A 25801-nucleotide genomic window follows, 5' to 3' on the forward strand; every position below is an offset into this window, starting at 1 on the left:
GTTAATAAAGACCTTCAACTCAACTTATAAATAATAAAAATAAGTGGTGAAATCAATGTTTAAGCCAAAAGAGTCTAGCCAAAGTGAATATGAATTTGTATCTATTGATGAATGGGTACCTGATGTCCATCTTCTTCGTTTGATTGATAAATATATTGATTTTTCGTTTCTTCTTGAGAAGGTCCGTCCTTATCAAAGCGATTGAAGAATGTGAGCGAACAGGCTATTCTTACTGCAGCCTGCCAAAATAAAAAAAGATTGTGACACACTTAGCAAGGATAGAAAAAGTGTGTTGCAATATTTTAGGTTGATTTGCCTCCCTGTTGATTGGAGCGGAGGGCACTCGACTCCTGCGGGATAGAGAGGTCACTGGAGACCCCGCAGGCGCCAAAGCGCCGAGGAGGCTCCAGGACCTCCCCGCGGAAAGCGAGTGCCCGGAGCGGAAATCAACAGGCCCATTTGCAGGGATAATCAATAAATTTAGTATTTAAATTTTGACAAAAAAAAATTGCCGAGAAAAATACCCTTTCTCGACAATCTGAGCATCGGATACGATCCGATGCTTAATTTCAACCCCAATAAAAAGGAGTCTCTTGGTAAACATAATAATTGAGCCAGTTTGAAAAGAATAAGTGGCCATGTGATCGCCAGCGGTTGATTGGAGGTTGGGTTGGATCATTATTTGGAAAGTAGTTCTCTGGTATATGAATTTCAAGACCCTTATTCAAATCCCTTTCGTACTCCTGTGCGAGCGAATCTGATTCATATTCCAAATGCCCGGTAATCATAACATGCCTTCTGTCTCTTGATGCAATTAATAATGCTCCTGCTTCCTCTGAAGCAGCAAGTAATTTTAATTCTGGATGTTCCTTAATAGCTTCAATCGATATATCTGTATAACGAGAATGAGGCGCATAAAACTGGTCATCAAAACCACGGAGCAAAATATCATTTTGTTCAAAAATCCGGTGGGCATAAATGCCTGAGCATTTTCGCTGTAATTCAAATTTGTTAATATCATAATGATAATTAAGTGCCGCTTGTGCTCCCCAGCAAATATGTAAGGTCGAAGTAACATTTTCATTAGCCCAGTCCATAATTTCTGTTAACTCCGCCCAATATTTTACTTGATCAAATTCTAAGAGCTCCACAGGAGCACCAGTAATAATCATCCCGTCAAATTTTAGGTTTTTCACTTGGGAAAAGGTAGTATAAAACTGTTCGAGATGCTGTTTACTTGTATGGGTCGATTCATAAGAATTCGTTTTTAAAAAATTAACATTAACTTGTAAAGGCGAATTTCCTAATACTCGTAAAAGCTGTGTCTCCGCTTTCTCTTTTTCAGGCATTAAATTTAGAATGAGGATATTTAATGGTCTGATGTCCTGAGCAATCGCACGTTCATTGTCCATGATGAAGACATTTTCTGTTTCAAGAATTTCCCTTGCTGGAAGGAGTTTTGGAATGTTAATTGGCAAGTGACCATCCCCTTTATCAGGTTTAATTTAAGGCGTTTTTATAATGACTACATCCATTAATATAACTACCTACGACAATAAGTCAATGAATATTTAAAATATTTAATAATTATATTATAAACATTATTGTAATTTCAGAAAAGATAATAATTTATTCATATTTAAATATCGGATTGAATGCGCCTATTTGATACAATGATAACGTAGGTCTAATTCTATATGCAGAATGCGGGGGATAAAGGTGGTATTAAAAACAACAGTGAAGTCAGACATTGAAATTGCCCAAGAATCAAAAATGAAGCCAATTGTTGAAATCGCCAAAAAAATTGGTTTGGAAGAGGATGATTTAGAACTCTTTGGAAAATACAAAGCAAAGATTTCAAATGAAACTCTTGCTAAACTCAAAACAAAAACAAGCGGGAAAATTATTCTTGTTACTTCCATTAATCCAACACCAGCAGGAGAAGGAAAATCAACTGTGACCGTTGGGCTGGCTGATGCGTTTAATCAGATAGGTAAAAGAACCATGATTGCAATCAGAGAGCCTTCCCTAGGACCAACAATGGGGATTAAAGGCGGAGCGACTGGCGGCGGGTACTCTCAAGTTCTGCCAATGGAAGACATCAACCTACACTTTACTGGAGATATTCATGCGATTACAACTGCAAACAATGCCCTCGCAGCATTAATCGATAATCATCTCCAACAAGGAAACGAACTTAACATCGATCAACGCAGAATTGTCTGGAAACGAGCGCTAGATCTAAATGATCGTGCCTTAAGAAAAGTGATCATTGGTCTGGGCGGTCCACTTCAAGGGGTGCCGAGGGAAGATGGCTTTGATATTACAGTAGCATCGGAAATTATGGCTGTTTTATGCTTAGCAACAGACTTAAAGGATTTAAAATTACGATTATCACGGATGGTCGTTGCTTATAATTTTAATAAGGAGCCGGTTACGGTCGGTGACTTAGGGGTGGAAGGCGCATTAACATTATTGTTAAAAGAAGCGGTTAAACCTAACCTTGTTCAAACCATTGAACATACGCCAGCTCTTATTCACGGCGGTCCGTTTGCGAATATTGCCCATGGATGTAATAGTGTAATTGCTACAACAACAGCGGCTAAATTAGCGGATTATGTCATTACAGAAGCAGGTTTTGGTGCTGATTTGGGTGCTGAGAAATTTTTACATATTAAATCGAGAAGCGCAGGGATTAAACCAGAAGCTGTTGTCATTGTTGCGACGATTCGTGCCTTGAAAATGCATGGTGGTGTAGCGAAAAGTGAGTTAGCTCATGAGAATATTCCGTCTTTAACTCTAGGATTTGCAAATCTAAAGAAACACATCGAGACAATTCAGAGCTTTGGATTACCCGTTGTTGTTGCGATAAATAAATTCATTACCGATACCGAACTTGAGGTAACAACATTACTAGAATGGTGTCAAAGAGAGAATGTGCCAGTTGCCTTAACCGAGGTGTGGGAAAAAGGCGGAGCAGGCGGTATCGATCTTGCTAACACGCTTTTAGATTTAATGGACAAAAAAGAAAACAACTTTAAGCCGCTATACGACTTATCGGATTCCATCGAGAAGAAAGTTAGAACGATTGTTCAAAAAGTGTATGGTGGAAACGATGTAGAATTTTCATCAAAAGCAAAAAAACAATTAATTGATTTTGAAAAGTTCGGCTGGTCTAATTTGGCCGTTTGTATGGCGAAATCCCAATATTCGTTGTCGGATGACCCATCAAAATTAGGAAGACCATCGGATTTCAGTGTGACGGTCAGGGAATTTAAACCATCTATCGGTGCAGGATTTATTGTCGTCTTAACCGGAGATGTCATGACAATGCCGGGTCTGCCGAAAAAGCCAGCAGCCTTAAATATGGATGTAGATGAAAACGGAAATGCAATCGGGCTATTCTAAGAGGAGAGTAATGGTAAATGTTTGATCCAACAGCCTTCGATAATATGAAAGTAGTAGTTGAAGGGGCACTTTATGACTTGGATATTTGTGGTGAGATTGTGATTACCGATCGCAACGACTTTATGAACATGGCTAAAATGGCTCGGAAATTTGACGTTTCTTTTCAATTGCCTCATAAAAAGGTTACAGCGAAAATCGAAATGACATCAAACCTTGTTAATCTAGGTGCTGAGCTTCTGCCAGCTTTACTCTCAGAGAAGAATGCAGGTTGTCATTTGAACCTTCAATTTTTTACAGAACATGAAGACTTAAATATTGACTTTGAAGCAGTTGAAACCATTCTAATGAATGTTTGGGGGGCCACGAGAAAAATTACTCAAACCATTCAGTATGACCCGCTTAAAATTGAAAAAAATCATACTCATGTCATGACGGTTGAATTTGATCGATTAATCGGAGAAGACCAAATGGATGATTTAGTTGAAATGGCGGAGTTTATCATCACAACACTCAAGAAACTTAGCGAGAAAATTAACTAATCAAACAAAACCAGCTTTTTCATCGAAAGCTGGTTTTGTAAGCGCTTTTATAATATTTACAATATTCTAATTTTTATGTACGATGAATTTACAAACTTGTAGAATTTTTAATATAAAGGGGAGATGACGTTGGTCAAAACGGCTTGGGTCACAGATAGTACTGCCTATTTAGATGAAGAATTAAGAAATCATCCAGATTTATATACGATTCCACTAACAATTTTACTAGATGGTGATGAATTTTCAGATGGGATTGACTTAACCTCTGCTCAATTATTCGAGCGATTAAAGCAACTTAAAAATCCTCCAAAAACATCACAACCTTCCATTGGTGCATTTCAAGCATTATTCGAACAACTATCTAAAGAATATGACCAAGTGGTTGCCATTCTTTTATCAGGAAAATTAAGTGGTACAGTCTCCTCCAGTGAACAAGCTGCAAAACTTGTTGATATTCCAGTTATCACGTTTGATTCTAATATTCTTACCTATCCAATGACGGCATTACTTAAAGAGGGAATATCATTACTAGAGGGTGGGGCTAATCTTGAATCGGTCATCGACCAACTTGAAAGGATTAAGAAGACGAACGAGACCTATGTGCTTATCGGCAGTTTAGAACAACTCCACCGAAGTGGAAGGATGTCCGGTGTGCAATTCTTCCTTGGCAGTATGCTTAATGTTAAACCCATTATTTCTATCGTAGACGGAGCATTGAGTGTAAAGGAAAAAGCAAGAAGTGAGAAAAAAGCGAAAGAGAAAATATTGGATTATTTACGATCGTCGTACGAGCAACATCATTTTAAAGAAGTATATATTTTATATGGCTTGCACGAGGAACCAGCTGCTAATTGGAAGAATGAATTAAGAAAGGAATTTCCGGAGCTAGAGATTATCTGCTGCCCACTTGGTGCGGTAATCGGGGTTCACGCAGGTGAAAATACACTCGGTGTCAGCTGGCACAATGAATTGAAATAACTTAATATCGTACTGAGCATACTAACATTGCATTTGAATTTAGATGAGAGGAAGATGCACTATTAGTAAGCAAGGTAGACAAAATCCGAACCAAACAAGAGAGCAAATTGAAAAACAAGACAAAAGAAATGATATTGAACTTGGCAGCGAGTTTCAGATTGGTAATAGCAAGTCTCAAAGCCAGAAAAAAAGTGGACGTCAAGCCAACAAAAAATAATCCCGAGCATTCGGGGTTATTTTTTGTTGGTTTTTCATGATAAAATAGCAAGGATGAAAGTGGGTGTGCGGAAATAATGAAGAATCAGATGATAGAACAAACAAAAGTTTATGTACGTAACGAATTAGGGGAAGATGCCACAGGCCATGATTGGTTCCATGTTGATCGTGTCCGAAGAAATGCCCTACATATTTGCAAGGAAGAAAAGGCAGGAGATCCGTTTATAATTGAAATGGCGGCCCTTCTCCATGACATATCAGATGAAAAGTTAAATGAAAGCAGCGAAAAAGGGGAAGTAAAACTAGAAACGTTTTTACAAACCATCCCGCTGACTGATCACGATAAAACCCATATCAAACAAATTATCGCAACGATTTCCTTTAAAGGTGGACAACATACAACGCTTGCAACGATTGAAGCGAAAATTGTTCAGGATGCAGACCGATTAGATGCGATAGGAGCAATCGGGATTGCAAGGGTGTTTGCATATGGTGGCAAGAAAGGACAGGCCATCTACGATCCAAGCATTAAAGTAAGAGAAGAAATGACCGTAGAGGAATATCGAAAGGGTAAATCAACAAGCATTCATCATTTTTATGAAAAATTACTTAAATTGAAAGACTTGCTTAATACCGAGACTGCTCGAAAAATGGCAGAAAGCCGTCAGCAAATGATGGTCACATTTTTAGAACAATTTTACCAAGAATGGGATGGACAAGAATGAAAATGCTCACAGTTGAAAATGTTTCGAAAACATATGGGGATAAACAACTCTTTAACTCTATATCCTTCACGATCGGCGAAAAAGAGCGTGTGGGGTTAATTGGAATCAATGGGACCGGTAAATCATCCTTATTAAAAATAATTGCTGGACTCGACACACCAGACGAAGGCAAATTAATCACTAGTAAAGACTATTCAATCGCGTTTTTAAACCAGCAGCCAGAATTAGATGGGGATAAAACGGTCCTAGAACAGGTCTTCCATGGCGAAGCCCCCATTTTAAAACTAATGCGCTCCTATGAAAAAACTTTATTGGATCTTTCTATTTCCCCAAATGAATTAAAAATCCAAGATGAACTTTTTCAATTGCAAAAGCAGATGGATGCGCTAAATGCTTGGGATGCGAGTACGAATGCCAAATCGATATTAATGAAATTAGGAATTGAAGATTTCACAAAAAGAATCGGTGAGATGTCCGGTGGGCAGAAGAAACGTGTTGCCTTAGCGCAAGTTTTGATAGCTGAGCCCGATTTACTTATTTTAGACGAACCAACAAACCATCTTGATTTTGATTCGGTGAAGTGGTTAGAAGATTACTTGAGCAGATATAGTGGCTCGATTCTACTAGTCACCCATGACCGTTACTTTCTCGATCGAGTAGCTAATCGAATGTTTGAACTCGATGGCGGGCAAGTTTACAGCTATAAAGGCAATTATGCGGCCTTTTTAGAAGCAAAAGCGATTCGTGAAGAGAATGAAGCAGCGACTTTTGAAAAAAGAAAAAACCTTTTCAGAAGAGAATTAGAGTGGATCAGACGCGGTGCAAAAGCCAGAACAACCAAACAAAAGGCTAGAATTCAACGATTTGATGAGCTTGATGAGAAGGTTGCTAGTGGGAAGCCAACCTCTGAAAAACTGGATATTTCTTTAAATGGCAGCCGGCTTGGTAAACAGGTATTTGAACTGAAGGACGCTTCCAAGCGATTCGAAGCAAGAACGATTTTAAATCACTTTGATTTGCTTGTGAAGCCTGGTGATCGGATTGGTATTATCGGTAAAAATGGGACGGGAAAATCAACCCTTTTAAATATCCTGGCCAAACAGATTCCGCTTGATGAAGGTGAGTTCATTATGGGGCAAACGGTGAAAATCGCTTATTATACTCAGGAAAGCGAAGATATGGATGAAAATAAGCGGATGATTGAATACATTAAAGAAACGGCCGAAGTTGTTAATACATCGGATGGAAAAACAATCTCAGCAGCGCAAATGCTTGAACGCTTTCTATTTCCTCCGTTTTCGCACGGCACACCGATTCGAAAGCTGTCAGGCGGAGAAAAACGACGTTTATATTTGTTGAAAATTTTGATGACCGCACCAAATGTGCTCTTGTTGGACGAACCAACCAATGACCTGGATACACAAACATTGACCGTTCTGGAAGATTATTTAGAAGATTTCCCTGGAGTAGTGATTACTGTTTCCCATGACCGCTATTTCTTGGATAAGGTGGCCGAAGAGCTTCTCGTTCTCCAAGGAGAAGGGGCGATTGATTCTTTCTATGGAAATTATACCGAGTTTCTTGAAAAGGAATCGGCTCTAGAAGCGCAAAAAACGGTTACAGTTACGGTCAAGCCAACCAAATCAAACGAGAAAGAAAAAAAGAAACGAATGACCTATGCTGAGAAAAAAGAATGGGAATCAATTGATGAGGACATTGAAAAAACTGAAACCCGCTTAGAAGAAATAGCTTCCGAAATGGCGAAGACCGGGAGTGATTTTACTAAAGCTCAGGACTTAATGAAGCAGGAAACAGAATTAAATGAAAAGCTCGAGTATTTAATCGAGCGCTGGTCATATTTAGCAGAGCTTGCGGAAAAGGAATAAGGTGAGATCAATGAGAATTAAGGCAATTGAACCAACGCCAAGCCCAAATACAATGAAAATCAATTTAGATGAAGAACTTCCCATGGGGAAAAGCTATAATTATAAGAAGGAAACAGCTGCAGTTGCACCTGTTGTGATTCAAGCTATCCTTCAAATAGAGGGCATAAAAGGTGTGTACCATGTAGCCGATTTTCTTGCTGTTGAACGGAATGCGAAATACGATTGGAAAGAATTACTGCCACAAGTACGCCAGGCATTTGGAGAAAAAGCGGCCGAAGTTGCCAAAACCAAACCAATCGATGAACATTTTGGTGAAATTAAGGTTGAAATCCAAATATTTAAAGATATACCGCTTCAAGTAAAGCTTACCGATGGTACGACTGAGAGACGGTTTGGAATGCCAGAATCCTTTTTAAAGGCAAGAGAGAGGGCGCAGCTTCCTAATGATCACTATCTTTTACTCAGAAAATGGCAGAATCAAGGCGTCCGCTACGGTGATTTTGGACAGGTTGGCCAAGAGGTTGTTGACGAACTGATTGCCGCCTATCCACAGGAACGACTCGAAGAATTGGTTGCAAAAGCCCAATCAACTGATTCTGCATCAGAGCAAAAAATGAGTGTGGTTCGCAAAAAAGTAACGCTCGCAGATTTACAGAATCCCGATTGGCAGATTCGCTATCAGGTCCTCGAACAAATGGATGACCCAGAGCTAGCGGATTTACCTGTCCTTAAAAAAGCCTTATCAGATGAAAAGGCTTCGATTAGAAGGCTTGCCACTGTGTATCTCGGGATGATCAAGGAGAAGGAAGTACTCCCGTTACTTTATAAGGCACTAAAGGATAAAACTGTGACCGTTCGAAGGACCGCAGGTGATTGTCTATCTGATTTGGGATTTCCTGAGGCAGCCGACGAAATGATGAAGGCCTTGCAGGATAAGAGCAAGTTAGTTCGCTGGCGGGCAGCTATGTTTCTATATGAAGCAGGCGATGAAAAGGCCCTTCCGGCTTTAAAGGCTGCTGAGAATGATTCTGAATTTGAAGTCAGTTTGCAAATAAAAATGGCCATTGAAAGAATTGAAGGCGGCACAGAGGCTAAAGGTTCTGTTTGGAAGCAAATGACGGAGGCTAGGAAGACCACCGAATAATTGCAAATACCTAATAGATTAGGTATTCTAAACATGATGATTCTTGAAACGGAGTGATTGTAAATGTCAAATGCATATGAAGAATATATGAAACAAATGGTTTTACCGATGCGGGAAGAATTAACAAGAGCAGGATTTGAAGAACTTGCTACTGCACAAGATGTAGAACAATTTATCGAAAATGTGAGCGGAACAACACTTGTTGTCGTCAATTCCGTGTGCGGATGTGCTGCTGGGTTAGCTCGTCCCGCTGCAACGCAAGCTGTCCTAAATAGCGAGAAAAAGCCCAACCATCTAGTAACCGTTTTTGCTGGACAAGATAAAGAAGCAACAGCAAAAATGCGTGAGTATTTTGAAGGAATTGAACCATCATCACCATCAATGGCATTATTAAAGGATAAAAAAGTCGTTCATTTTATTCCGAGACATGATATTGAAGGAATGCCAATGGAATCAGTAATGCATAATTTACTTGGGGCCTTTGAAGCCCATTGTTAATTAGGATGTCAGCCGACATCCTTTTTTTTAATTGCTGGGTAGGACGGAATATTTTCCAATTCCTCGTAAAAAGAAGTATAATATTTTCTATAATAACTAATTTCAGAAAATAGTAGAAAATAGATGAAGAATAAGGTGATTAATGATGAACAATTGGATTCGAAAAACGTTATTTGTACTAGTAACTGTTTTAACTTTTGGTCTCGTTACGCCAACACATTTAATAGACCAAGTAAACGCTAAGAATCTAAACGATCATGATGCGTTTGAAGCGCCAAACACAGAAATCGCCTTTGGACAATCGAATACCTTTGAGCAAGAAACGGAGTTTAATAAAGAAAAATTTTTAGAGGAACTTTTGAAACAAGCAGAAGTTCAGTCTTATCAGAAATTTGGTACTAAAATAAAACCTGTTATCGAAAATGAATTCAGGGAAATTATTTTGCCGAACATCGAAAAAGCCCTTGAGGAAATGGCTGTCCAATTTCCTGAAGAAGATCTAAAAAATCTCACCATTACAGAGCAGCCTGGAACCGGTCATTCTGAAAAAATATTTAATATTAATAATCGAGGAATCGGGAAAGATGTCCTTCGTTTTCATGTGAGACGGGATAATCCTCCGCAAGCAGGCTACTGGTTTAATTTTCATTATCATACCTATCATGATGATTTCCAGAACCATCATGAATTAGGGTCCATTTATTGGGCCAAAAATACACCACCCAAATGGATGAGTTAGAGTGATTTGCTATTAGGTACAAAAAAAATTTATTATAATAATTGAAACCTTTTTATGACAAACTCGTATATAGACTATTACCTAAAATGGAGGAATGAAAAATGGCAGTAAGTTTATCAAAAGGGCAAAAAGTGGATTTAACAAAAACTAATCCAGGATTAACTAACGTTGTGGTTGGACTTGGATGGGACACTAACAAATATGATGGTGGAAATGACTTTGACTTAGATTCATCTATTTTCTTATTGGGGGAAAATGGCAAAGTAACGAATGAAACTGACTTTATTTTCTATAATAATCCTCAAGGGGCAAATGGTGCTGTTGTACATACGGGGGATAATCGCACAGGTGCTGGTGATGGTGATGATGAAGGCGTAAAAGTAAGTCTAACTACTATTCCTGCCAATATTCAGCGAATTGCTTTTACCATTACAATTCATGAAGCAGATAGCAGAAATCAAAATTTTGGACAGGTATCAAATGCTTATGTCCGAATTTACAATGAAGCTAACGGTGAAGAATTAATTCGCTATGATTTAGGTGAGGATTTCTCAATTGAAACAGCCATTGTTGTCGGAGAATTGTACCGACATAATGGTGAATGGAAATTCAGTGCTATCGGCAGCGGTTATCAAGGCGGTTTAGCTGCTCTTGCAACTGACTTTGGCTTACAAATTGGTTAATGGTTAATTGTAAAAGATCCAGCCTAATGCTGGGTCTTTTTACAAAAACTTTGTTTTAAAAATGTCTAGCTAAAGCGCCTAGGGACGCTTCCGCTTTTCTATTCTAGGAGGAATTTTTTTAATGTCTGTTTTGAATCATATAATTGACACATATGCACAATTTTTTGATTTAAGTATGTGGGGTAAGATATTATCAGACCCAGTTAGCTGGGGATTAATTGGAACTCTTATTATTTTAGAAGGTTTGCTTTCTGCCGATAATGCACTTGTTTTAGCTGTTATGGTTAAACACTTGGAACCTAAAAAGCGCAAAAAAGCTTTGTTCTATGGTTTATTAGGGGCATATATTTTCCGATTTATCGCCATTGGAATCGGAGTATACTTAATTAAGTTTTGGGCCATTAAAGCGTTTGGGGCCGCCTATCTTGCCTGGTTAGCAATTAAATATTTCATTGATAAGCGTAAAGGCGATACTGGCAGCGATGAAGAGGAAGCGAAAGGAATTAACCAAGGAGGCTTGTTAATTCGCTTATTCGGTACTTTCTGGGGAACGGTAGCTGCCGTTGAATTAATGGATATTGCCTTCTCGGTCGATAGTGTTCTTGCTGCCTTTGGAGTCAGCAATCAAGTATGGATTTTATTTGTTGGCGGTATCTTGGGCGTATTAATGATGCGAGGTGTCGCTGGGGTATTCCTTACATTAATTGACAGAATCCCAGAACTTGAAACCACCGCTTATATCTTAATTCTAATCATTTCTATTAAGATGGCACTAACTTTACCGTTATTCAATATCCATATTGAATCTCTACATTTCTTTATCATTCTAGCAGTAACATTTGGGGCTACCTTTATTGTTCACTTTATGAATAAGAAAAAGGAAACCAGCAAAGAAAACCAATAATAAATGGTTGACTAAATAGGGGAGCTGACGAGAGTCCGTCTCTCCTATTTTTTAGCTTTAAAAAGAGGAGAAATTGGTTATGGAATTTTTTACATATTTTTACCAAGATGAAATTAAACGCTTCTTCTTTCAAAAACCTCAGACTTTTACTAAATATTCTAACCGTGAACTTTTATCTTATGGTTTAGGTGCGACACTTTATATGCCAGCGACACGCCCAAATATTCACCAAGAAATTCTCTCCAAGAAGCATGAAGGATTAACTTCTCTTGTCATCGACTTAGAAGATGCTGTCGGTGATAACGAGCTAACCAATGCAGAAGCTATGCTCATCAATGAATTGTTAAAGTTAAATGCGGAATTAAAAAAGGGCTTTCTAAGCTATTTGGATCTTCCTCTCATGTTTATCCGGATTCGGAATGTGGAGCAGTTTAAACGAGTTAAAGAACAATTAGCGGATGCCATTAACCTCCTTACAGGAGTGGTACTTCCCAAATTCAGCACCGAGACAGGTGAAGAATTATTAATGGAAGTGCGCCGAATACATACTAAGCAGCATCCATTTTATGCAATGCCCATCTTAGAAACAGCAAAGGTCATTCATAAAGAAACGAGAATGGAAGAATTAATGAGCATAAAAGCTCTTCTTGACCGCTACAAGGAACATATTTTAAACGTCCGGATTGGGGCTACTGATTTTTGCGGATTATATGGAATACGCCGGAGTGCGGATACAACCGTATATGATATAGCTGTTTTGAGAGATTGCATTTCTGATATTATCAATGTCTTTCAACGTTTTGATAGTCCCTATGTTGTATCAGGCCCAGTTTGGGAGTACTTTTCTGCGAAAAAAAGAATGTTAAAACCTCAGTTACGGCAAACCCCTTTTCGAGAACGGTATGGTGATGAAGGGCTGAAATGGCGTGCCAAATTAATCGATGAACATATGGATGGCTTAATCCAAGAAATTCTCATGGATATCGCAAACGGAATAACAGGAAAAACGATTATCCATCCCTCGCATATCAAAGTCGTTCAAGCCCTCAATGTTGTTTCCTATGAAGAGTTCATTGATGCAAGTAATGTCATAAATGCAGCAACAGGGGAAATTGGCGTCATGAAAAGTAATTTTGCTAATAAAATGAACGAGATCAAACCTCATTATTATTGGGCTAAGAAAACCATCTTAAAATCACAGTTGTACGGGGTGCTGCATGAAGAATTCACAACCATTGACCTTATTAAAAAAGAAGTATACGTATAATATCTTAAACTCAATTAAAACCGAGATAGAAGTCACTGAAAATCCGTATGATTTGCCGATAGAAGAGTTATTTACCATGGCGGCACGGATAAATAAGAAGCGCTCATTCTTATTCGTAAGTAAAGTGCTCGGTAAACACTTACCGATTAATCCCCATAAAGGACTACTGACTGCTGCGCTCCTTGGTGCGAGATATTTAGAAACTGTTAGGGAAACCAATTGTTTTGAAACTAAGAAACTATTAACAGCGTTTAGATGTGAAGAATCATACCGGATTAAGGCCTTTATTCCTGAGTATATTAATCCATTAGTGATTGGCTTCGCTGAAACAGCCACAGCCCTTGGGCATGCTTTCTTTGATTGCTTGCAATCTGCCGAATACTTTCACACCACTCGGGAAGAACTCATTCAGGTAAGTCCAGAAATTACCTTTGAAGAAGAGCATTCACATGCAACATCACACCGCTGTTATATTCCGTTGGAGATGATTCAGAATGAACGAGAGATTATCCTTGTTGATGATGAATTAACCACCGGTAAAACGGCCTTAAATATAATTGAATCCATTCATAGCAATTTCCCAAGGCGTAATTATACGATTGTTTCCATTTTGGATTGGCGTTCTGAAGAGAATCGTAATAGATTTCAACAACTTGAACAGGAATTAAACATAAAAATTAATGTTGTAAGTCTGGTGACTGGGACTGTACAAGTGGGGAAGATACGAGAACTAGAGAACCGCACAACAGTTGTTGAAAGGAATGAGAGCGTCACGGCATCTATTGAATGCATCGACCTTTCACCATTTATTTCTCTTACTCCCTTTTCAGTGAATAACTCAGTTAATAAGTCCTTTTTTATAAAAGAAACCGGTCGATTTGGCCTTAGCAGTTCAGAGAACAATTGTCTTCACCAGAATGCCTCTGCTGCTGCCTCGACTTTAAAACAAAAAAGAACGGGAAAAAGAACGCTTTGCCTAGGAACGGGAGAGTTTATGTATCTTCCTATGAGACTCGCTGCTGAAATGGGAAGTGATGTTTATTATCAATCAACTACTCGCAGTCCCATCTTCATCGAAAACAAACTGGGTTACGGGGCAAGGTACGGTTCGTCCTTTCCAAATCCGGAAGACTTATCGATTACTCACTTTGTTTATAACATCCCGCCAGGGTTCTACGATGAAATATTTATCTTCTTGGAAAGAAAAGTAGAGTTAGAGAATCTTCAGCCAATACTGAAAGAACTAGAAATATTACAAATAAAGTTGATTAGACTGGTCTTTTTTTCTGAAAATCGAGGTGAACAAGTTGAAAATCACAAAAAATAAACCTGCAAGCATCGGAAGCTATAAGGCGGAGGATGTGCAATTTTTATTAAAAGATTTAAGTAATATTACGTTGGAGGATACTACCGAAAATCGCGAAAGGAAGGTTCAATCAGGTGTTCATTATAGTGAATCTTTACCCATAGAGTACCAGCCTCCAAAAGCCTACGTGGATTTATTCTGGTCGACCTTACAGAAATACAAACAAAAAGTGGCTTTATGTATTGGAATTGTAGCTGAACAAATCTATCAATCTAAAGGCGATAAGACTGTCCTCGTATCACTAGCTCGTGCGGGTACACCAGTCGGGATCTTGATTAAACGATATATATACATGAACTACCATGTCTTATTGCCGCATTACAGTGTATCTATCATCCGAGATAGAGGGATTGATGAAAATGCGCTTCAATATATAATCAGCCGACACCCAAAAGCTGACATTCAATTTGTTGATGGCTGGACCGGTAAAGGGGCCATTTCGATAGAATTGACCAAAGCCTGCCACCAATTTCAAAAAAAATACGGGATATCGCTTGATAACACTTTGGCAGTGATTGCAGATCCTGGCTACTGTACCACACTGTTTGGAACAAGAGAAGATTTTTTAATCCCAAGTGCTTGTCTTAATTCAACAGTATCTGGGTTGGTGAGCCGGACAGTGTTAAATGATCAATATATCGGGAAGGATGATTTCCATGGGGCAAAGTATTATCAAGAATTAATTCCAATGGATGTTTCCAATGATTATATTGATTTATTAAGCATGGAATTTGTTAACATTTCAAAGGCAGGGGCTGAAGGTGCTCGTAAAATGATGCACGAGAAAATTGAAACGGGATTCTTAGGGATGGAGGACGTTAAGCGAATTCAAGCTGAATTTGGAATTGAAAGCCCTCATTATATTAAACCAGGAGTGGGAGAAACAACGAGAGTGCTCCTTCGCAGAGTTCCATGGAAGATCTTGATGCGCGACCCTTCAAGTCCCTTTGTCAAACATATTCTCATGCTGGCCGAAGAAAAGGGTGTAGAAGTCGTACCGTATCCGAATTTAAAATATTTATGCTGCGGCTTAATTAAATCGGTTAAGGGGAGGAGCTCATGATTTTTGCTTCTGACCTGGACCGGACATTGGTTTATTCGAAACGGGCAATTGAAGAACTGGGGATTGATGATCAGCTCGTCCTTAAACCGGTTGAAAAAAGAGATGATAACTGGGTTGCTTATATGACAGAATCATCCTATTTGGCATTAAAAGAGTTATCCTTGTCTAGTTTATTTATTCCAGTTACCACACGGACTACGGAGCAATTTAACCGCTTTCAAATCTTTGAAAAGGATATTTCATTAAAGTATGCAATCACCTCTAATGGAGCCAATATAATTTATCAGGGGAAATTGATGGAAGAATGGTCTCTCTATATTATGAATCGGATGAGAGATGAATCAGTTACCCAAGAAGAACTGCTTTTTAAGTTAAAAAAGGCAGGTTTACAATTTGATGGGCAAATGAAGCAGGCGGAGAATTTATTTTTCTATTTCATTTTAACCAGTCTTCCACCTGCTTCTGATCGGAAAGCGATTAATGAAGTGGCTATATTAAATGGATGGAGGATCTCCATTCAAGGGAGAAAGCTCTACTTTATCCCACGAGCGATTAGCAAAGGGGACGCACTTGAATTTATCTCAAAACGAGAAGGAAAGGAAGTATTGGCAGGTGCAGGGGACTCTGTACTAGATTGGGACTTTCTGGAAAACTGCCACTATCGTTTTGTACCGGCCCATGGTGAGCTTGCAAGGGTGTCAGGCACCACTAATTATACACTTACCAAAACTAAGGGTATTGGTGCAGGGGAGGAGATTATCCATCAATTTCTTCAACTGCTCCGTCTTACTGTTTAATCCTTTTCACTTTTTGGAGAAAAAACAAAAAAGTAAATGCTAGAAAATAGACTGTACGTACCCAAAAAGAAGAGAACCGAAAGGGCTAATGAATGCCATACAGGGGACAATAGAAAGGTAAAGATTAAACTGAACAAAAATAAATCAAGATAAACAAAGACATCGGAAACCATGACATCCATAACGGTATTTAGTTCTTCATGTATTTGTTCCATCCGCGGCCGCTTATATAAAAATCGCATTTGAGTCACCTACTTTAGTGTGAGTACTCAAATAGTATGTAAGGACAAGGAAAAAGGTGAAAAATGAGGAAAGTCTAATTATATGAAACATTTTTAAAGGAGTTTCGTATAAACAAATGTACCAAAGAACTAACTGTGATATGATGTTATGGAAACCTTACATAATTTTCTAAACGCTTGAAAAAAAAGCTTTCGCTTCTAGAGGGAAGGGATTATGAATGAATCCACCATATAATCAGTTGAACGCCAAACCTGTCTCCCTTTCATATGAAAATTGGCACACTTTGCTGAAAAAACCACTACCAGAGCGGCCAGATTATTCATTAGAAAATGGAACTATTCACATTGGGCAAGTAATTGGGAAGTTCCTTGGTATACCGATCGACCAAGATCACTATTATAACCAGCTCTATGATTATGTGAACAATCCGGAATGGAATCTTCATTTGTTAGGTGAAGAGTCACTTGATAAGACAATTAACAATCATCATTTTCAATCGATTCAAAAAGTAATAAATATTAATCGAGACCAAAAGCTGTCCATCAACCGATTTACGGCTTTTCTTGACGGAGAACAGCTTTTATTGAAATCAAAAGTGCCTGTTATCCATCGGAAACTGCGCGAAGCAATGATTGCAACCCTCGAGTTGTTCGCAAGAATTGAAAAGGAAGGTTTAGTCAACCATGATCTAAGGCGGGTCCTTGTTGATCTTGTTAAATGGTCTATCAATCATTTAGAGCCGGTATTGGAAAAGGCAGATCCCAAACAAGAAATGCCCAAATTTTTGTGGTACGGCGACTTTAAGAAAAGTCACCAATATTTTTTATTTTATTTAATGAAGCTTGGTTGTGATATCGTCATTTTTCATCCAGAGGGTAAGGATATTTTTAAAGGGCTGATTCATGAGCCGATATTCTCTCATGAATACCCCAATAGGATGCCTGCAGAACCATTTCCTAAGGCACAGCGCACTCGTAAAGCAACGGTTGCCTACAGAGCCTCAAAAGAAATTGAGACCATATTAAATCAAGAAGGTTCTGGCCTTTACAAACCATGGCAATTACGGGATTACACTCCGTCATCGATTACTTTAAAAACTACGTATGATGAACTTTTTATTCTTGGAAAAGAAATGGCAATGATTCGGCCTGATTTTGAGGTAGGGAATGGACAAGTCAAAATCCCTTCGATCTTTGCTAAAGTTCAGGGTGTGAGTAAGAATCGTAAAGAGTACTGGGACCGGTTGCAATCTCTGACTGAATTAGAACATAGTTTACTGATCCGTCGCTTGCCAATCACGATGGCAAGTACAAGTGATTTCCGCTTTCACTACCGAAATGCTCTTGATAAGGATGGTTTAATTAATCCTGAAATCATGATGAAGTCACATTACTGGCCCTATTCTTTTTTATCATCTGGGTTACAAAAAGGAATTGCTCATGCGGTAAGAAGAATTTGTGAAAAACCAGGTTTAAAGCCTTTACCAACGGAAACGATAGAAGACGTAAAAATGTATTTATTTACACAGGCCCTCTTTATGCCAAAACCGATTATTCAGTTGATTGAGAGGTTTGACTATTCCCAACATGTACCGAAATTGATTATTTTCAATAATGAATTAACCGGTATGCTGTCAAGGTCCGATGCAGCTCTTCTTTTACTATTAAATCAATTTGGGATCGATATCATTCTGTATAATCCTCCCGGTCATAATGATATTGAAAATTTTCTTGATGAACGGTTATTTGATAAGCATTGGCTCGAAGATGTTGTTTTTGAACTAGAGTTTAAAGAACCGTCTATCTTTAAAAAAGGCCTTTTTCAAGGAATCTTAAAAAATTTAAGGGGAGATTAATAAGTGACTCTTATACCAAATCCATCAAGCGGCTTAACGCCAGCAGGTGCAGATGACATCCTGACAGAAACGAAAGTCTCTGACATTAAACTTGCGCTTCGGAAAGAACCAGAAATTCAAAATTTGGTCCGTACGATTGATGAGCGTGACCAAATTCAAGTTTTAGAGTTTGGGAAGGAACCAGCCGTTCAAATTTCTCGTTTTTCTGATCAGATCCTAAACAATATGAGAACCACAAAAGTAGAGGATTCAGGTGAACTTCTTAAACAACTGGGCCGGATCATGGATAAATTTGATGCCAAGGACTTCCAAAAGACATCAGGTGGACTTTTCGGAAAGCTCTTTAAAAAAGGTGAAAAAATGGTTGAAAAGTTGTTTGGCAAGTACCAAACAATGGGCTCAGAAATTGACAAGGTATACATAGAAATATCCAAATATCAGCATGAAATGGTCGATTCAACAAATATGCTTGAACAAATGTATGAGCAGAATTACCAGTATTATTTGACGCTTGAAAAATATATTGTTGCGGGTGAACTAAAAGTGGAGGATTTAAAAAATAATCAACTTCCACAACTTGAAGCCCGGACCGCTGCTGGTGACCAGATGGCCTCTATGCAATTGGACTCGCTCAAAAATGTGATTGAGTTATTAGAACAGCGCATCTATGATCTTGAAATGGCGAAAATGGTCGCACTACAGACGGCACCTCAAATTCGACTTCTACAAAGAGGAAATACTAAACTGATTGGAAAAATTAATTCGGCGTTTGTTACGACCATCCCGATTTTTAAAAATGGTTTGATTCAAGCGATGGCAGCAAAAAGGCAAAAGTTAGTTGCTGATTCTATGAGTGAACTTGACCGCAGAACAAACGAAATGCTCTTAAAAAATGCGCAAAACATTTCACAGCAAAGCACCGATATTGCGCGGCTTGCCGGTGGACCAAGCATTAAAATCGAGACAATCGAAGAGTCTTGGAACATTATCATTAAAGGGATGCAGGAAACAAAGGCAATTGAAGAGGAAAATAAACGAATGCGGGTTGAAGGTACAAAACGTTTAGAACAGCTGCAAGATAACTTTAAAAAGTTGAAACAGGCTTAACAAATAACTGTTTTTGATTAACTAAAATTCTATTGAGGTGATTAAATTGGCTATTAATTTACAAAAAGGTCAACGAGTGGATTTAACGAAAGGTAATCCGGGATTATCTAAAATCATGGTTGGTTTAGGATGGGATCCAGTCCAAAGCGGTGGTGGCGGCGGCTTATTCGGCGGTTTATTCGGAGGCGGCGGTTCCGCTAATTTTGATTGTGATGCCTCTGTTATTATGCTGGGCACAAACGATAAACTCCAAAGCAATAAGGATGTTATTTATTTTGGTAATTTACGAAGCAATGATGGAAGTGTACAACACTCAGGTGATAATTTAACTGGCGATGGAGACGGCGATGACGAGCAGGTAATGATTGATTTAAGCCGAGTTCCGTCTAATATCCAAAAACTTGTATTCGTAGTAAATATTTATGACTGCGTAAAGCGAAAGCAGCATTTTGGGATGATTAAAAATGCCTTTATCAGGGTCGTAAATCCTGGAAATAATCAAGAGTTAATCCACTATAATCTAACCGACAATTACAGCGGGCTCACTTGTCTTGTAACTGGAGAAATTTACCGTCATGGAAATGAATGGAAGTTTGCGGCAATCGGCAGCGGCACCAATGCTGCTAGCCTTAGTGAAGTTGTTCGTTCCTTTAGTTAAGAAAGAGTATTAAGTTCAAATAGAGGTGATCCGTTTGGGTATTAACTTAGCAAAGGGGCAAAGAATTGATTTAACCAAAACAAACCCTGGGTTAACAAAAGTAATTGTTGGTCTTGGCTGGGATACGAATCGTTATCATGGTGGAAATGACTTTGACCTGGATGCATCGGCTTTTTTAGCTGACGCTAATGGCAGAGTCATCAACGATTCGGACTTTATTTTTTACAATAATCTAGTTCACCCTTCAGGTTCGGTCGAACATACAGGGGATAATCGAACGGGCGAGGGTGACGGGGACGATGAGCAAATCAAGATCGACTTCAGTAAAGTTCCTTCTCATGTCCATCGAATTGCAATTACGGTAACCATTCATGATGCGGATGCAAGATATCAGAATTTCGGCCAAGTTTCCAACGCCTTTGTACGTTTGGTTGACGAAGATACGAATAATGAGGTCTTACGCTTTGACCTTGGCGAGGATTTTTCAGTTGAGACAGCGGTTGTGTTTTGTGAACTCTACCGCCATAACGGTGATTGGAAATTTAATGCAATCGGCAGCGGCTTTGCAGGTGGATTAGCAGCCCTTTGCCGAAACTATGGTTTAGAAGTATAAATGTCATTTGAAAAGCTGCCTTTACCGGCAGCTTTTTCCCTTTAATAACCACTTTTCCCTTTTAAATTCCAATCGAACATACGCGTTCCCATGTTATAATTCTATTATTATATTGAATTATTAGGGGAAGATACTATGCTTAAATCTGTTACGGCTTTATTCATAGCTGTTTTGTTTCTCTCATCCATCACTACTTCACAAGCTTCATATGATGGTATTTTGCTAAGGGACTTTCCGGAAAACTCCTCACTATACCAATCTCTTAAAGTTGATAAGTCATTAGCACTATTAGATCAAATCATTGTTTTACCAAAGCAGGACTTTAATCAACAAGAAACGGCAGCCATTATAGGCAGAATTGATTCTCTCCCTTACTCTATTTTAGAAAAAATCAATAAAAAAGGAATCAGTTTGAAGCTTTTTACTGGAAAACTTACGGATAATCCCACGGCAAGTCAACTGGCAGGGAAGATTCCGAGAGGATATACAACGAATATAACCTGGGATGATGTTCCTGGCATTGGTGGTTCTAAAGTGGTCTTGGTTAAAATCGGTGCTAGTGAAAAAGGGCATGGACACGGCTCTATAAATTTAGAATTACACGAACTAGCACATTCAATTGATCGTTATGTGTATGGAGAGATTAGTGGTTCGAAAGAATTTTTGAATGTGTGGGAGAAGGAACATGAGCAATTGTTTCCAGGAAACAGCTATTTTCTATATCCAGAAGAATATTTTGCAGAGACCTTCGCAATGTACTATTTAAATAATGATACGAAAGAACTATTACGGACGAAAGCACCGAAAACATTTAAATTTTTGAAACAGCTATCGCTTCACTAATTTGCCCTTGATTGTTAAAATAGATAAATATGTGCATAAAAGGGAGTTGTCCGAGGTGAAGCAATATTTAGATTTATGTAAGCATGTACTTGAAAATGGAAACGTGAAGGGCGATCGAACAGGTACGGGAACCATTAGCACCTTCGGGTATCAAATGAGATTTAATTTGGCGGAAGGATTTCCGCTGATGACTACCAAAAAGCTGCATTTAAAATCAATAATTTATGAACTTCTTTGGTTTTTAAATGGTGATACGAATGTCCAGTATTTGCAGGAGCATGGCGTCCGCATTTGGAATGAGTGGGCCGATGAAAACGGGGAATTGGGTCCAGTCTATGGTCACCAATGGCGTTCTTGGACAGGGGCCGATGGAAAAACTGTTGATCAAATTACAGAGTTAATTCACCAGATCAAAACGAATCCCAATTCTAGAAGGCTGCTGGTTAATGCTTGGAACGTGGCGGAAATTGACAACATGGCGCTGCCGCCGTGCCACTGCATGTTCCAATTTTATGTGGCAGACGGCAAATTGTCCTGTCAGCTGTACCAACGCTCGGCAGATGTCTTTCTTGGCGTCCCGTTTAACATCGCATCCTATGCGCTTCTGACAATGATGATCGCTCAAGTATGCGACCTCGAACCAGGAGAATTTATCCATACATTTGGTGATGTTCATATTTATCAAAACCATCTTGAACAAGTAAGATTACAAATGGGGAGAGAGCTTCGTTCATTGCCTGCCCTTAAAATTAATCCGAATGTTAAAGATATTTACTCGTTTAAGTATGAAGACTTTACATTAGAAGGTTATGACCCACATCCTCACATTAAGGGAGTGGTTAGTGTATGATATCCTTTATTGTCGCGATGGACAAAAATAGAGTGATCGGGAAAGATAATCAATTGCCGTGGCGTTTACCGGAGGATTTAAAATTTTTTAAGAGGGTCACGATGGGCCACCCTATTGCGATGGGAAGAAAAACGCATGAATCCATTGGGCGTGTTCTTCCTGGCAGAGAGAACATTGTTATTACTCGCCAGGCTGATTACCAGAGTGAAGATTGTACAGTTTTTTCCTCGGTTGAGGAGTTTGTAAGGTTTAGCCAAAAGCAAAACGATGAAATCTTTGTGATTGGCGGAGCAGAAATATTCAAAGAGACATTTACAAATGCGGATCGTCTCTATATTACGCTTATTCATGATGAATTTGCAGGAGATACGTTCTTTCCTGATTTTGATCCTAGCGACTGGGAACTGGTTTCAAATGAAAAAGGAATAAAGGATGATAAAAATCCGTATGATTATGAGTTTAGAATATATGACAAAAAACCTAGAGGATAAATGAAAACCCTGTGAACAGGCCTTTTCATCTCATAAAAATAAGCATCAGCAAATCGCTGGTGCTTTAACTTGCTTTTGATTAGAAATATGTTCCATTTATTTCGTACTCAGCTAATTTAGCCAGCATTCCTCTGAATTCTTGTGGATGGCAAAATTCATCCTCGTTGAAATGGGTTTTAATCCAGGCAATTAATTCATACGGGCTATTAAAATATTCCCCACTTCGATCGCTTTTACGAATGGTATATCTTCCATTATCATCATCAATTGTTATCTCTACTGGAAGAGCTCCATCATAACTGCAAAGTGAAAATTCCATCCCATCACATCCTATCGATATTGTTTATCATTTTGAAAATATATGTTCCTAATGCTCCAATTATATTCAAAAAAATAAATAGTTATCAAAATATTTTAAAAGTTCATTAAATACATTTAATAATTGACTTCATTAATGGTAATTGTTAAATTGTCAGTAGTAATTTATAATGTGATATGGAATACTAAATAATACACAGTTGTTATTTTTACTAGAAAATGTGAACTTACTATGAATTATTAATGATAAATTACCAAAGATGAATTTTTGGTAATATAATCATAGTAGAAATAATATTACAATTAAAGGGGATGTACATCCATGTTTTCAAATATCGGAGTACCAGGATTGATTTTGATTTTAACACTTGCATTAATTATATTTGGACCTAAGAAACTTCCAGAAATCGGTCGTGCCTTCGGACAAACATTGAAGGAATTTAAAAAGTCTACACGTGAACTCACCGATGATGTTATGAAAGACATTGATGAAGATAAGAAAAATTTGACTAAATAAGGTGTGAGATATTGTGTCTTACACCTTTTCTGCTTCAAGTTTAACCTATAAGAACACGTGAAAACATGTTCACCTTGATTAAGGAATGTATCAGTACATTTCGTATCGAATTAATTATATGAAGTTGTCTTTCTAGAGTGCATGAACGTACTCATCTTTAACCTTTTAAAATTGGCAGGGGAAGTACATGGATGATAAAGAATTAAATTTAGTGGATCATTTAGAGGAACTACGCAAACGGATTATTATTTCTGCACTTGCCTTTGTAGTTTTTTTTATTGTAGGTTTTATTTACGTTGATGATATTTATAAATGGTTTGTTGGAAGTCAAAAACTACTGGTTCTCGGACCTAGTGATATTATGTGGATATATTTCATGCTGGCAACTGTTGTTGCTGTTGCAGGAACTATTCCTGTTCTCGCATTGCAAATTTGGATGTTTGTCAGACCAGCGTTGAGACCGGTTGAAAGAAGAATAACCCTTTCCTATGTTCCAGCCTTATTTTTCTTATTTATTATTGGCCTAGCCTTCGGCTATTTTGTAATTTTTCCAATGGTGTTAGACTTTTTAGTGAACATGGGCAAAGATATGTTTGTCACAAACTTCACAGCCGAAAGATATTTTAGCTTTATCATGAACATGACCCTGCCATTCGGGGTATTGTTTGAGCTTCCTGTTGTGGTTATGTTTTTAACTTCACTTGGGATCATCAATCCGTTTGTTCTTTCAAAAATTCGTAAATACGCCTATTTCGTCCTGATTATTATCGCAATCGTTATCACACCACCAGACTTTATGTCTGATTTTGTCGTAACTGTACCACTCTTACTTCTTTACGAAATCAGCATTAATTTATCGAAATTTGTCTATCGCAAACGGTTGAAAAAACAGCAAGATGAGGAATTAGAAGAAGAGATAATCGAAGCATAAGTAGACTGCAAAAGACCTCAAGGGGTTAAACTCCTTGAGGTCTTTTTTTTTTGTTGTGTTTACCAATATTTTCAACTCAATTATTGATAATATTGTAAAAATGTAGTTAAGGATAGTTTGTGTACTTTTTTGAATATTCAAGACTAAAGCCCTACTACTATACTACAATGCTCTTGTAATTATGTTTTTACTTATTTTCATGATATGCATCTTTGAATCAAATGCTATCTAAAGTGCTAGAGTATACAAAAGGGGTCCGGATCATGCGCGACCCGACTAGAGGCGGTTTTGCTACGACCCTTGTTGAGATTGCCGAGGATTTTCAGGTAACGATGAAAATCAACGAACTCGACCTGCCTGTTAGGGTAAAAGTACATGGGGTTTGTGACCTATTGGGGTTTGACCCTATGTTATCTGGCGAACGAAGGTAAAGCAATTATCATCGTAGCAAAAAAGGAAAAAGATAAGGTACTAGGTATTTTGCGGGAATTTCCAGAAGGCAAGGACGCTGTCATTATCGGTTCGATTATCGGTAAAGAGAGGGGCCAACTACTATTAGAAACCCCGCTCGGTTCGAAACGATTGCTTACTAGATTATCAGGAACAATGTTTCCGAGAATTTGCTAAAAAATAGCCCTCATTCTTTTAAGAATGGGGGCCGTTTTTTTTGTCCTGTTCTTTCATCCATGACTGATATCTTATGTAGTTAAGATACTCATGAAAGTCTTCTTTTTTTAAACCATCCTCGATTGCCTGCTGAATCAAAATCTTCCATTCCTCATCTAGTTCGCTTTCCTCATGTTTCTTTAGCTTTGATTCTTCTAGTAGATATTGAACGCTAGTCTCTAATGGTGCAGCGACTTTAACTAAAAACTGTAGAGATGGATTGGTCTGTAACCCTCGTTCCAGCTGACTTAAATAGGATTTTGATACATCAGCCAACCTGCCCAATTCCGTAATCGAATACCCCTTTTGCAGTCTCAACCGTTTAATCTTTTGACCGATCATATCACCTTCAGCTCCTAATAAAGAACAGAAAAATCAGTTTACATTGTACATTATAAAGAACAAATGGTATTTTATAAAATACAAAATAGTGAGAAAAATAGAGAAAACATGAGATATTCCAATTAAAACGTTCTTTATTAAGAAAATTTGGCTA

31 protein-coding genes are annotated in these 25801 nt (G+C 38.2%); 27 read left to right on the forward strand and 4 right to left on the reverse strand.

The window, feature by feature from the left end:
• Positions 1-55: 55 nt before the first annotated feature.
• Positions 56-205 (forward strand): hypothetical protein, encoded by a 150-nt coding sequence (locus ACJ004_RS21905; RefSeq protein WP_410893563.1) that lies wholly within the window; start codon positions 56-58, stop codon positions 203-205.
• Between the two features lie 364 nt (positions 206-569).
• On the opposite strand, the gene metA is transcribed toward ACJ004_RS21905, so the two are convergent.
• Entirely contained in the window at positions 570-1478 is a 909-nt protein-coding gene (metA, locus tag ACJ004_RS21910; RefSeq protein WP_410895265.1) for a homoserine O-acetyltransferase MetA, read from the reverse strand.
• Positions 1479-1704: 226 nt separating this feature from the next.
• Between metA and ACJ004_RS21915 the strand changes: the two genes are divergently transcribed.
• The 15 genes from ACJ004_RS21915 to ACJ004_RS21985 all read left to right on the forward strand — a co-directional run bounded on the left by ACJ004_RS21915 (position 1705) and on the right by ACJ004_RS21985 (position 16213).
• The gene (locus tag ACJ004_RS21915) at positions 1705-3408 is read left to right on the forward strand and encodes a formate--tetrahydrofolate ligase (RefSeq protein WP_410895266.1); all 1704 of its coding nucleotides are present in this window, start codon (positions 1705-1707) and stop codon (positions 3406-3408) included.
• A gap of 17 nt (positions 3409-3425) precedes the next feature.
• Positions 3426-3947 (forward strand): hypothetical protein, encoded by a 522-nt coding sequence (locus ACJ004_RS21920; protein WP_410895267.1) that lies wholly within the window; start codon positions 3426-3428, stop codon positions 3945-3947.
• A gap of 129 nt (positions 3948-4076) precedes the next feature.
• Positions 4077-4925 (forward strand): DegV family protein, encoded by an 849-nt coding sequence (locus ACJ004_RS21925; RefSeq protein ID WP_410895268.1) that lies wholly within the window; start codon positions 4077-4079, stop codon positions 4923-4925.
• Between the two features lie 43 nt (positions 4926-4968).
• Positions 4969-5142 carry a PIN domain-containing protein gene (locus tag ACJ004_RS21930; RefSeq protein ID WP_410895269.1) on the forward strand — a complete coding sequence of 58 codons (174 nt, stop codon included), beginning with the start codon at positions 4969-4971 and terminating at the stop codon, positions 5140-5142.
• Positions 5143-5218: 76 nt separating this feature from the next.
• Positions 5219-5866, forward strand: a complete 648-nt coding sequence (locus ACJ004_RS21935) for an HD domain-containing protein (protein ID WP_410895270.1) — start codon at positions 5219-5221, stop codon at positions 5864-5866.
• Positions 5863-7752, forward strand: coding sequence for an ABC-F family ATP-binding cassette domain-containing protein (locus tag ACJ004_RS21940; protein WP_410895271.1), 1890 nt, complete (start codon positions 5863-5865; stop codon positions 7750-7752). The genes ACJ004_RS21935 and ACJ004_RS21940 overlap by 4 nt, the downstream gene beginning before the upstream one ends.
• Positions 7753-7762: 10 nt before the next feature.
• A complete protein-coding gene (locus ACJ004_RS21945; RefSeq protein WP_410895272.1) occupies positions 7763-8896 on the forward strand; it encodes a conserved virulence factor C family protein in 1134 nt (377 codons plus the stop codon).
• A 63-nt stretch (positions 8897-8959) separates the two neighbouring features.
• Complete coding sequence (locus tag ACJ004_RS21950) at positions 8960-9394, forward strand: BrxA/BrxB family bacilliredoxin (RefSeq protein WP_410895273.1); 435 nt, start codon at positions 8960-8962, stop codon at positions 9392-9394.
• Positions 9395-9539: 145 nt separating this feature from the next.
• The gene (locus ACJ004_RS21955) at positions 9540-10133 is read left to right on the forward strand and encodes a YpjP family protein (protein ID WP_410895274.1); all 594 of its coding nucleotides are present in this window, start codon (positions 9540-9542) and stop codon (positions 10131-10133) included.
• Positions 10134-10234: 101 nt separating this feature from the next.
• Positions 10235-10816, forward strand: a complete 582-nt coding sequence (locus ACJ004_RS21960) for a TerD family protein (RefSeq protein WP_410895275.1) — start codon at positions 10235-10237, stop codon at positions 10814-10816.
• Positions 10817-10937: 121 nt separating this feature from the next.
• Entirely contained in the window at positions 10938-11720 is a 783-nt protein-coding gene (locus ACJ004_RS21965) for a TerC family protein (RefSeq protein ID WP_410895276.1), read from the forward strand.
• Between the two features lie 79 nt (positions 11721-11799).
• Positions 11800-12987, forward strand: a complete 1188-nt coding sequence (locus ACJ004_RS21970) for an HpcH/HpaI aldolase/citrate lyase family protein (RefSeq protein ID WP_410895277.1) — start codon at positions 11800-11802, stop codon at positions 12985-12987.
• Positions 12938-14314, forward strand: coding sequence for a phosphoribosyltransferase family protein (locus ACJ004_RS21975; RefSeq protein WP_410895278.1), 1377 nt, complete (start codon positions 12938-12940; stop codon positions 14312-14314). Before ACJ004_RS21970 ends, ACJ004_RS21975 begins: the two co-directional genes overlap by 50 nt.
• Entirely contained in the window at positions 14295-15416 is a 1122-nt protein-coding gene (locus ACJ004_RS21980; protein WP_410895279.1) for a cysteine protease StiP family protein, read from the forward strand. The genes ACJ004_RS21975 and ACJ004_RS21980 overlap by 20 nt, the downstream gene beginning before the upstream one ends.
• Entirely contained in the window at positions 15413-16213 is an 801-nt protein-coding gene (locus tag ACJ004_RS21985; RefSeq protein ID WP_410895280.1) for a hypothetical protein, read from the forward strand. Before ACJ004_RS21980 ends, ACJ004_RS21985 begins: the two co-directional genes overlap by 4 nt.
• On the opposite strand, the gene ACJ004_RS21990 is transcribed toward ACJ004_RS21985, so the two are convergent.
• A complete protein-coding gene (locus tag ACJ004_RS21990; RefSeq protein WP_410895281.1) occupies positions 16210-16455 on the reverse strand; it encodes a hypothetical protein in 246 nt (81 codons plus the stop codon). The genes ACJ004_RS21985 and ACJ004_RS21990 overlap by 4 nt on opposite strands.
• Positions 16456-16673: 218 nt before the next feature.
• Between ACJ004_RS21990 and ACJ004_RS21995 the strand changes: the two genes are divergently transcribed.
• The 7 genes from ACJ004_RS21995 (at position 16674) to ACJ004_RS22025 (ending at position 22873) form a co-directional block, all read left to right on the forward strand.
• Positions 16674-18311 carry a YceG family protein gene (locus ACJ004_RS21995; protein ID WP_410895282.1) on the forward strand — a complete coding sequence of 546 codons (1638 nt, stop codon included), beginning with the start codon at positions 16674-16676 and terminating at the stop codon, positions 18309-18311.
• 3 nt (positions 18312-18314) lie between these two features.
• Positions 18315-19418 carry a toxic anion resistance protein gene (locus ACJ004_RS22000; RefSeq protein WP_410895283.1) on the forward strand — a complete coding sequence of 368 codons (1104 nt, stop codon included), beginning with the start codon at positions 18315-18317 and terminating at the stop codon, positions 19416-19418.
• Positions 19419-19464: 46 nt separating this feature from the next.
• Positions 19465-20076 (forward strand): TerD family protein, encoded by a 612-nt coding sequence (locus ACJ004_RS22005; protein WP_410895284.1) that lies wholly within the window; start codon positions 19465-19467, stop codon positions 20074-20076.
• 34 nt (positions 20077-20110) lie between these two features.
• On the forward strand, positions 20111-20689 hold the full coding sequence (locus tag ACJ004_RS22010) for a TerD family protein (protein ID WP_410895285.1): 579 nt from the start codon (positions 20111-20113) through the stop codon (positions 20687-20689).
• A gap of 135 nt (positions 20690-20824) precedes the next feature.
• The gene (locus ACJ004_RS22015; protein ID WP_410895286.1) at positions 20825-21532 is read left to right on the forward strand and encodes an anthrax toxin lethal factor-related metalloendopeptidase; all 708 of its coding nucleotides are present in this window, start codon (positions 20825-20827) and stop codon (positions 21530-21532) included.
• A gap of 55 nt (positions 21533-21587) precedes the next feature.
• On the forward strand, positions 21588-22382 hold the full coding sequence (locus ACJ004_RS22020; protein WP_410895287.1) for a thymidylate synthase: 795 nt from the start codon (positions 21588-21590) through the stop codon (positions 22380-22382).
• A complete protein-coding gene (locus ACJ004_RS22025) occupies positions 22379-22873 on the forward strand; it encodes a dihydrofolate reductase (RefSeq protein ID WP_410895288.1) in 495 nt (164 codons plus the stop codon). Before ACJ004_RS22020 ends, ACJ004_RS22025 begins: the two co-directional genes overlap by 4 nt.
• A 79-nt stretch (positions 22874-22952) precedes the next feature.
• Here ACJ004_RS22025 and ACJ004_RS22030 read toward each other — a convergent pair whose 3' ends face one another.
• Positions 22953-23192 carry a hypothetical protein gene (locus ACJ004_RS22030; RefSeq protein WP_410895289.1) on the reverse strand — a complete coding sequence of 80 codons (240 nt, stop codon included), beginning with the start codon at positions 23190-23192 and terminating at the stop codon, positions 22953-22955.
• Positions 23193-23513: 321 nt separating this feature from the next.
• On the opposite strand from ACJ004_RS22030, the gene ACJ004_RS22035 reads away from it, so the two are divergent.
• From ACJ004_RS22035 to ACJ004_RS22050, 4 genes are all read left to right on the forward strand, one after another.
• The gene (locus tag ACJ004_RS22035) at positions 23514-23708 is read left to right on the forward strand and encodes a twin-arginine translocase TatA/TatE family subunit (protein ID WP_218350058.1); all 195 of its coding nucleotides are present in this window, start codon (positions 23514-23516) and stop codon (positions 23706-23708) included.
• A gap of 187 nt (positions 23709-23895) precedes the next feature.
• Positions 23896-24639, forward strand: a complete 744-nt coding sequence (tatC, locus tag ACJ004_RS22040; protein ID WP_410895290.1) for a twin-arginine translocase subunit TatC — start codon at positions 23896-23898, stop codon at positions 24637-24639.
• A 233-nt stretch (positions 24640-24872) separates the two neighbouring features.
• On the forward strand, positions 24873-25070 hold the full coding sequence (locus ACJ004_RS22045) for an AIR synthase-related protein (protein ID WP_410895291.1): 198 nt from the start codon (positions 24873-24875) through the stop codon (positions 25068-25070).
• Entirely contained in the window at positions 25039-25266 is a 228-nt protein-coding gene (locus tag ACJ004_RS22050; RefSeq protein WP_410895292.1) for an AIR synthase-related protein, read from the forward strand. Before ACJ004_RS22045 ends, ACJ004_RS22050 begins: the two co-directional genes overlap by 32 nt.
• A gap of 18 nt (positions 25267-25284) precedes the next feature.
• Here the strand turns inward: ACJ004_RS22050 and ACJ004_RS22055 are convergent, their stop codons facing one another.
• On the reverse strand, positions 25285-25647 hold the full coding sequence (locus ACJ004_RS22055) for a helix-turn-helix domain-containing protein (RefSeq protein WP_410895293.1): 363 nt from the start codon (positions 25645-25647) through the stop codon (positions 25285-25287).
• Positions 25648-25801: the final 154 nt, after the last annotated feature.

It is taken from the genome of Neobacillus sp. 204 (assembly GCF_046562815.1).
In the GTDB taxonomy this organism is placed as follows: domain Bacteria; phylum Bacillota; class Bacilli; order Bacillales; family Cytobacillaceae; genus Neobacillus.

Bases quoted from the DNA above. Each gene is read 5' to 3' on its own strand.
- ACJ004_RS21955 (WP_410895274.1), top strand. From the start codon at position 9,540: ATGAACAATTGGATTCGAAAAACGTTATTTGTACTAGTAACTGTTTTA.
- ACJ004_RS21915 (WP_410895266.1), top strand. From the start codon at position 1,705: ATGCGGGGGATAAAGGTGGTATTAAAAACAACAGTGAAGTCAGACATT.
- ACJ004_RS21970 (WP_410895277.1), top strand. From the start codon at position 11,800: ATGGAATTTTTTACATATTTTTACCAAGATGAAATTAAACGCTTCTTC.
- ACJ004_RS22055 (WP_410895293.1), bottom strand. From the start codon at position 25,647: ATGATCGGTCAAAAGATTAAACGGTTGAGACTGCAAAAGGGGTATTCG.
- ACJ004_RS21995 (WP_410895282.1), top strand. From the start codon at position 16,674: ATGAATCCACCATATAATCAGTTGAACGCCAAACCTGTCTCCCTTTCA.
- ACJ004_RS22030 (WP_410895289.1), bottom strand. From the start codon at position 23,192: ATGGAATTTTCACTTTGCAGTTATGATGGAGCTCTTCCAGTAGAGATA.
- ACJ004_RS21930 (WP_410895269.1), top strand. From the start codon at position 4,969: ATGAGAGGAAGATGCACTATTAGTAAGCAAGGTAGACAAAATCCGAAC.
- ACJ004_RS22035 (WP_218350058.1), top strand. From the start codon at position 23,514: ATGTTTTCAAATATCGGAGTACCAGGATTGATTTTGATTTTAACACTT.
- ACJ004_RS22015 (WP_410895286.1), top strand. From the start codon at position 20,825: ATGCTTAAATCTGTTACGGCTTTATTCATAGCTGTTTTGTTTCTCTCA.
- ACJ004_RS21950 (WP_410895273.1), top strand. From the start codon at position 8,960: ATGTCAAATGCATATGAAGAATATATGAAACAAATGGTTTTACCGATG.
- ACJ004_RS21935 (WP_410895270.1), top strand. From the start codon at position 5,219: ATGAAGAATCAGATGATAGAACAAACAAAAGTTTATGTACGTAACGAA.
- ACJ004_RS21940 (WP_410895271.1), top strand. From the start codon at position 5,863: ATGAAAATGCTCACAGTTGAAAATGTTTCGAAAACATATGGGGATAAA.
- ACJ004_RS21905 (WP_410893563.1), top strand. From the start codon at position 56: ATGTTTAAGCCAAAAGAGTCTAGCCAAAGTGAATATGAATTTGTATCT.
- ACJ004_RS21990 (WP_410895281.1), bottom strand. From the start codon at position 16,455: ATGCGATTTTTATATAAGCGGCCGCGGATGGAACAAATACATGAAGAA.
- ACJ004_RS21920 (WP_410895267.1), top strand. From the start codon at position 3,426: ATGTTTGATCCAACAGCCTTCGATAATATGAAAGTAGTAGTTGAAGGG.
- ACJ004_RS22025 (WP_410895288.1), top strand. From the start codon at position 22,379: ATGATATCCTTTATTGTCGCGATGGACAAAAATAGAGTGATCGGGAAA.
- ACJ004_RS21965 (WP_410895276.1), top strand. From the start codon at position 10,938: ATGTCTGTTTTGAATCATATAATTGACACATATGCACAATTTTTTGAT.
- ACJ004_RS21960 (WP_410895275.1), top strand. From the start codon at position 10,235: ATGGCAGTAAGTTTATCAAAAGGGCAAAAAGTGGATTTAACAAAAACT.
- tatC (WP_410895290.1), top strand. From the start codon at position 23,896: ATGGATGATAAAGAATTAAATTTAGTGGATCATTTAGAGGAACTACGC.
- ACJ004_RS21945 (WP_410895272.1), top strand. From the start codon at position 7,763: ATGAGAATTAAGGCAATTGAACCAACGCCAAGCCCAAATACAATGAAA.
- ACJ004_RS21985 (WP_410895280.1), top strand. From the start codon at position 15,413: ATGATTTTTGCTTCTGACCTGGACCGGACATTGGTTTATTCGAAACGG.
- ACJ004_RS21975 (WP_410895278.1), top strand. From the start codon at position 12,938: ATGAAGAATTCACAACCATTGACCTTATTAAAAAAGAAGTATACGTAT.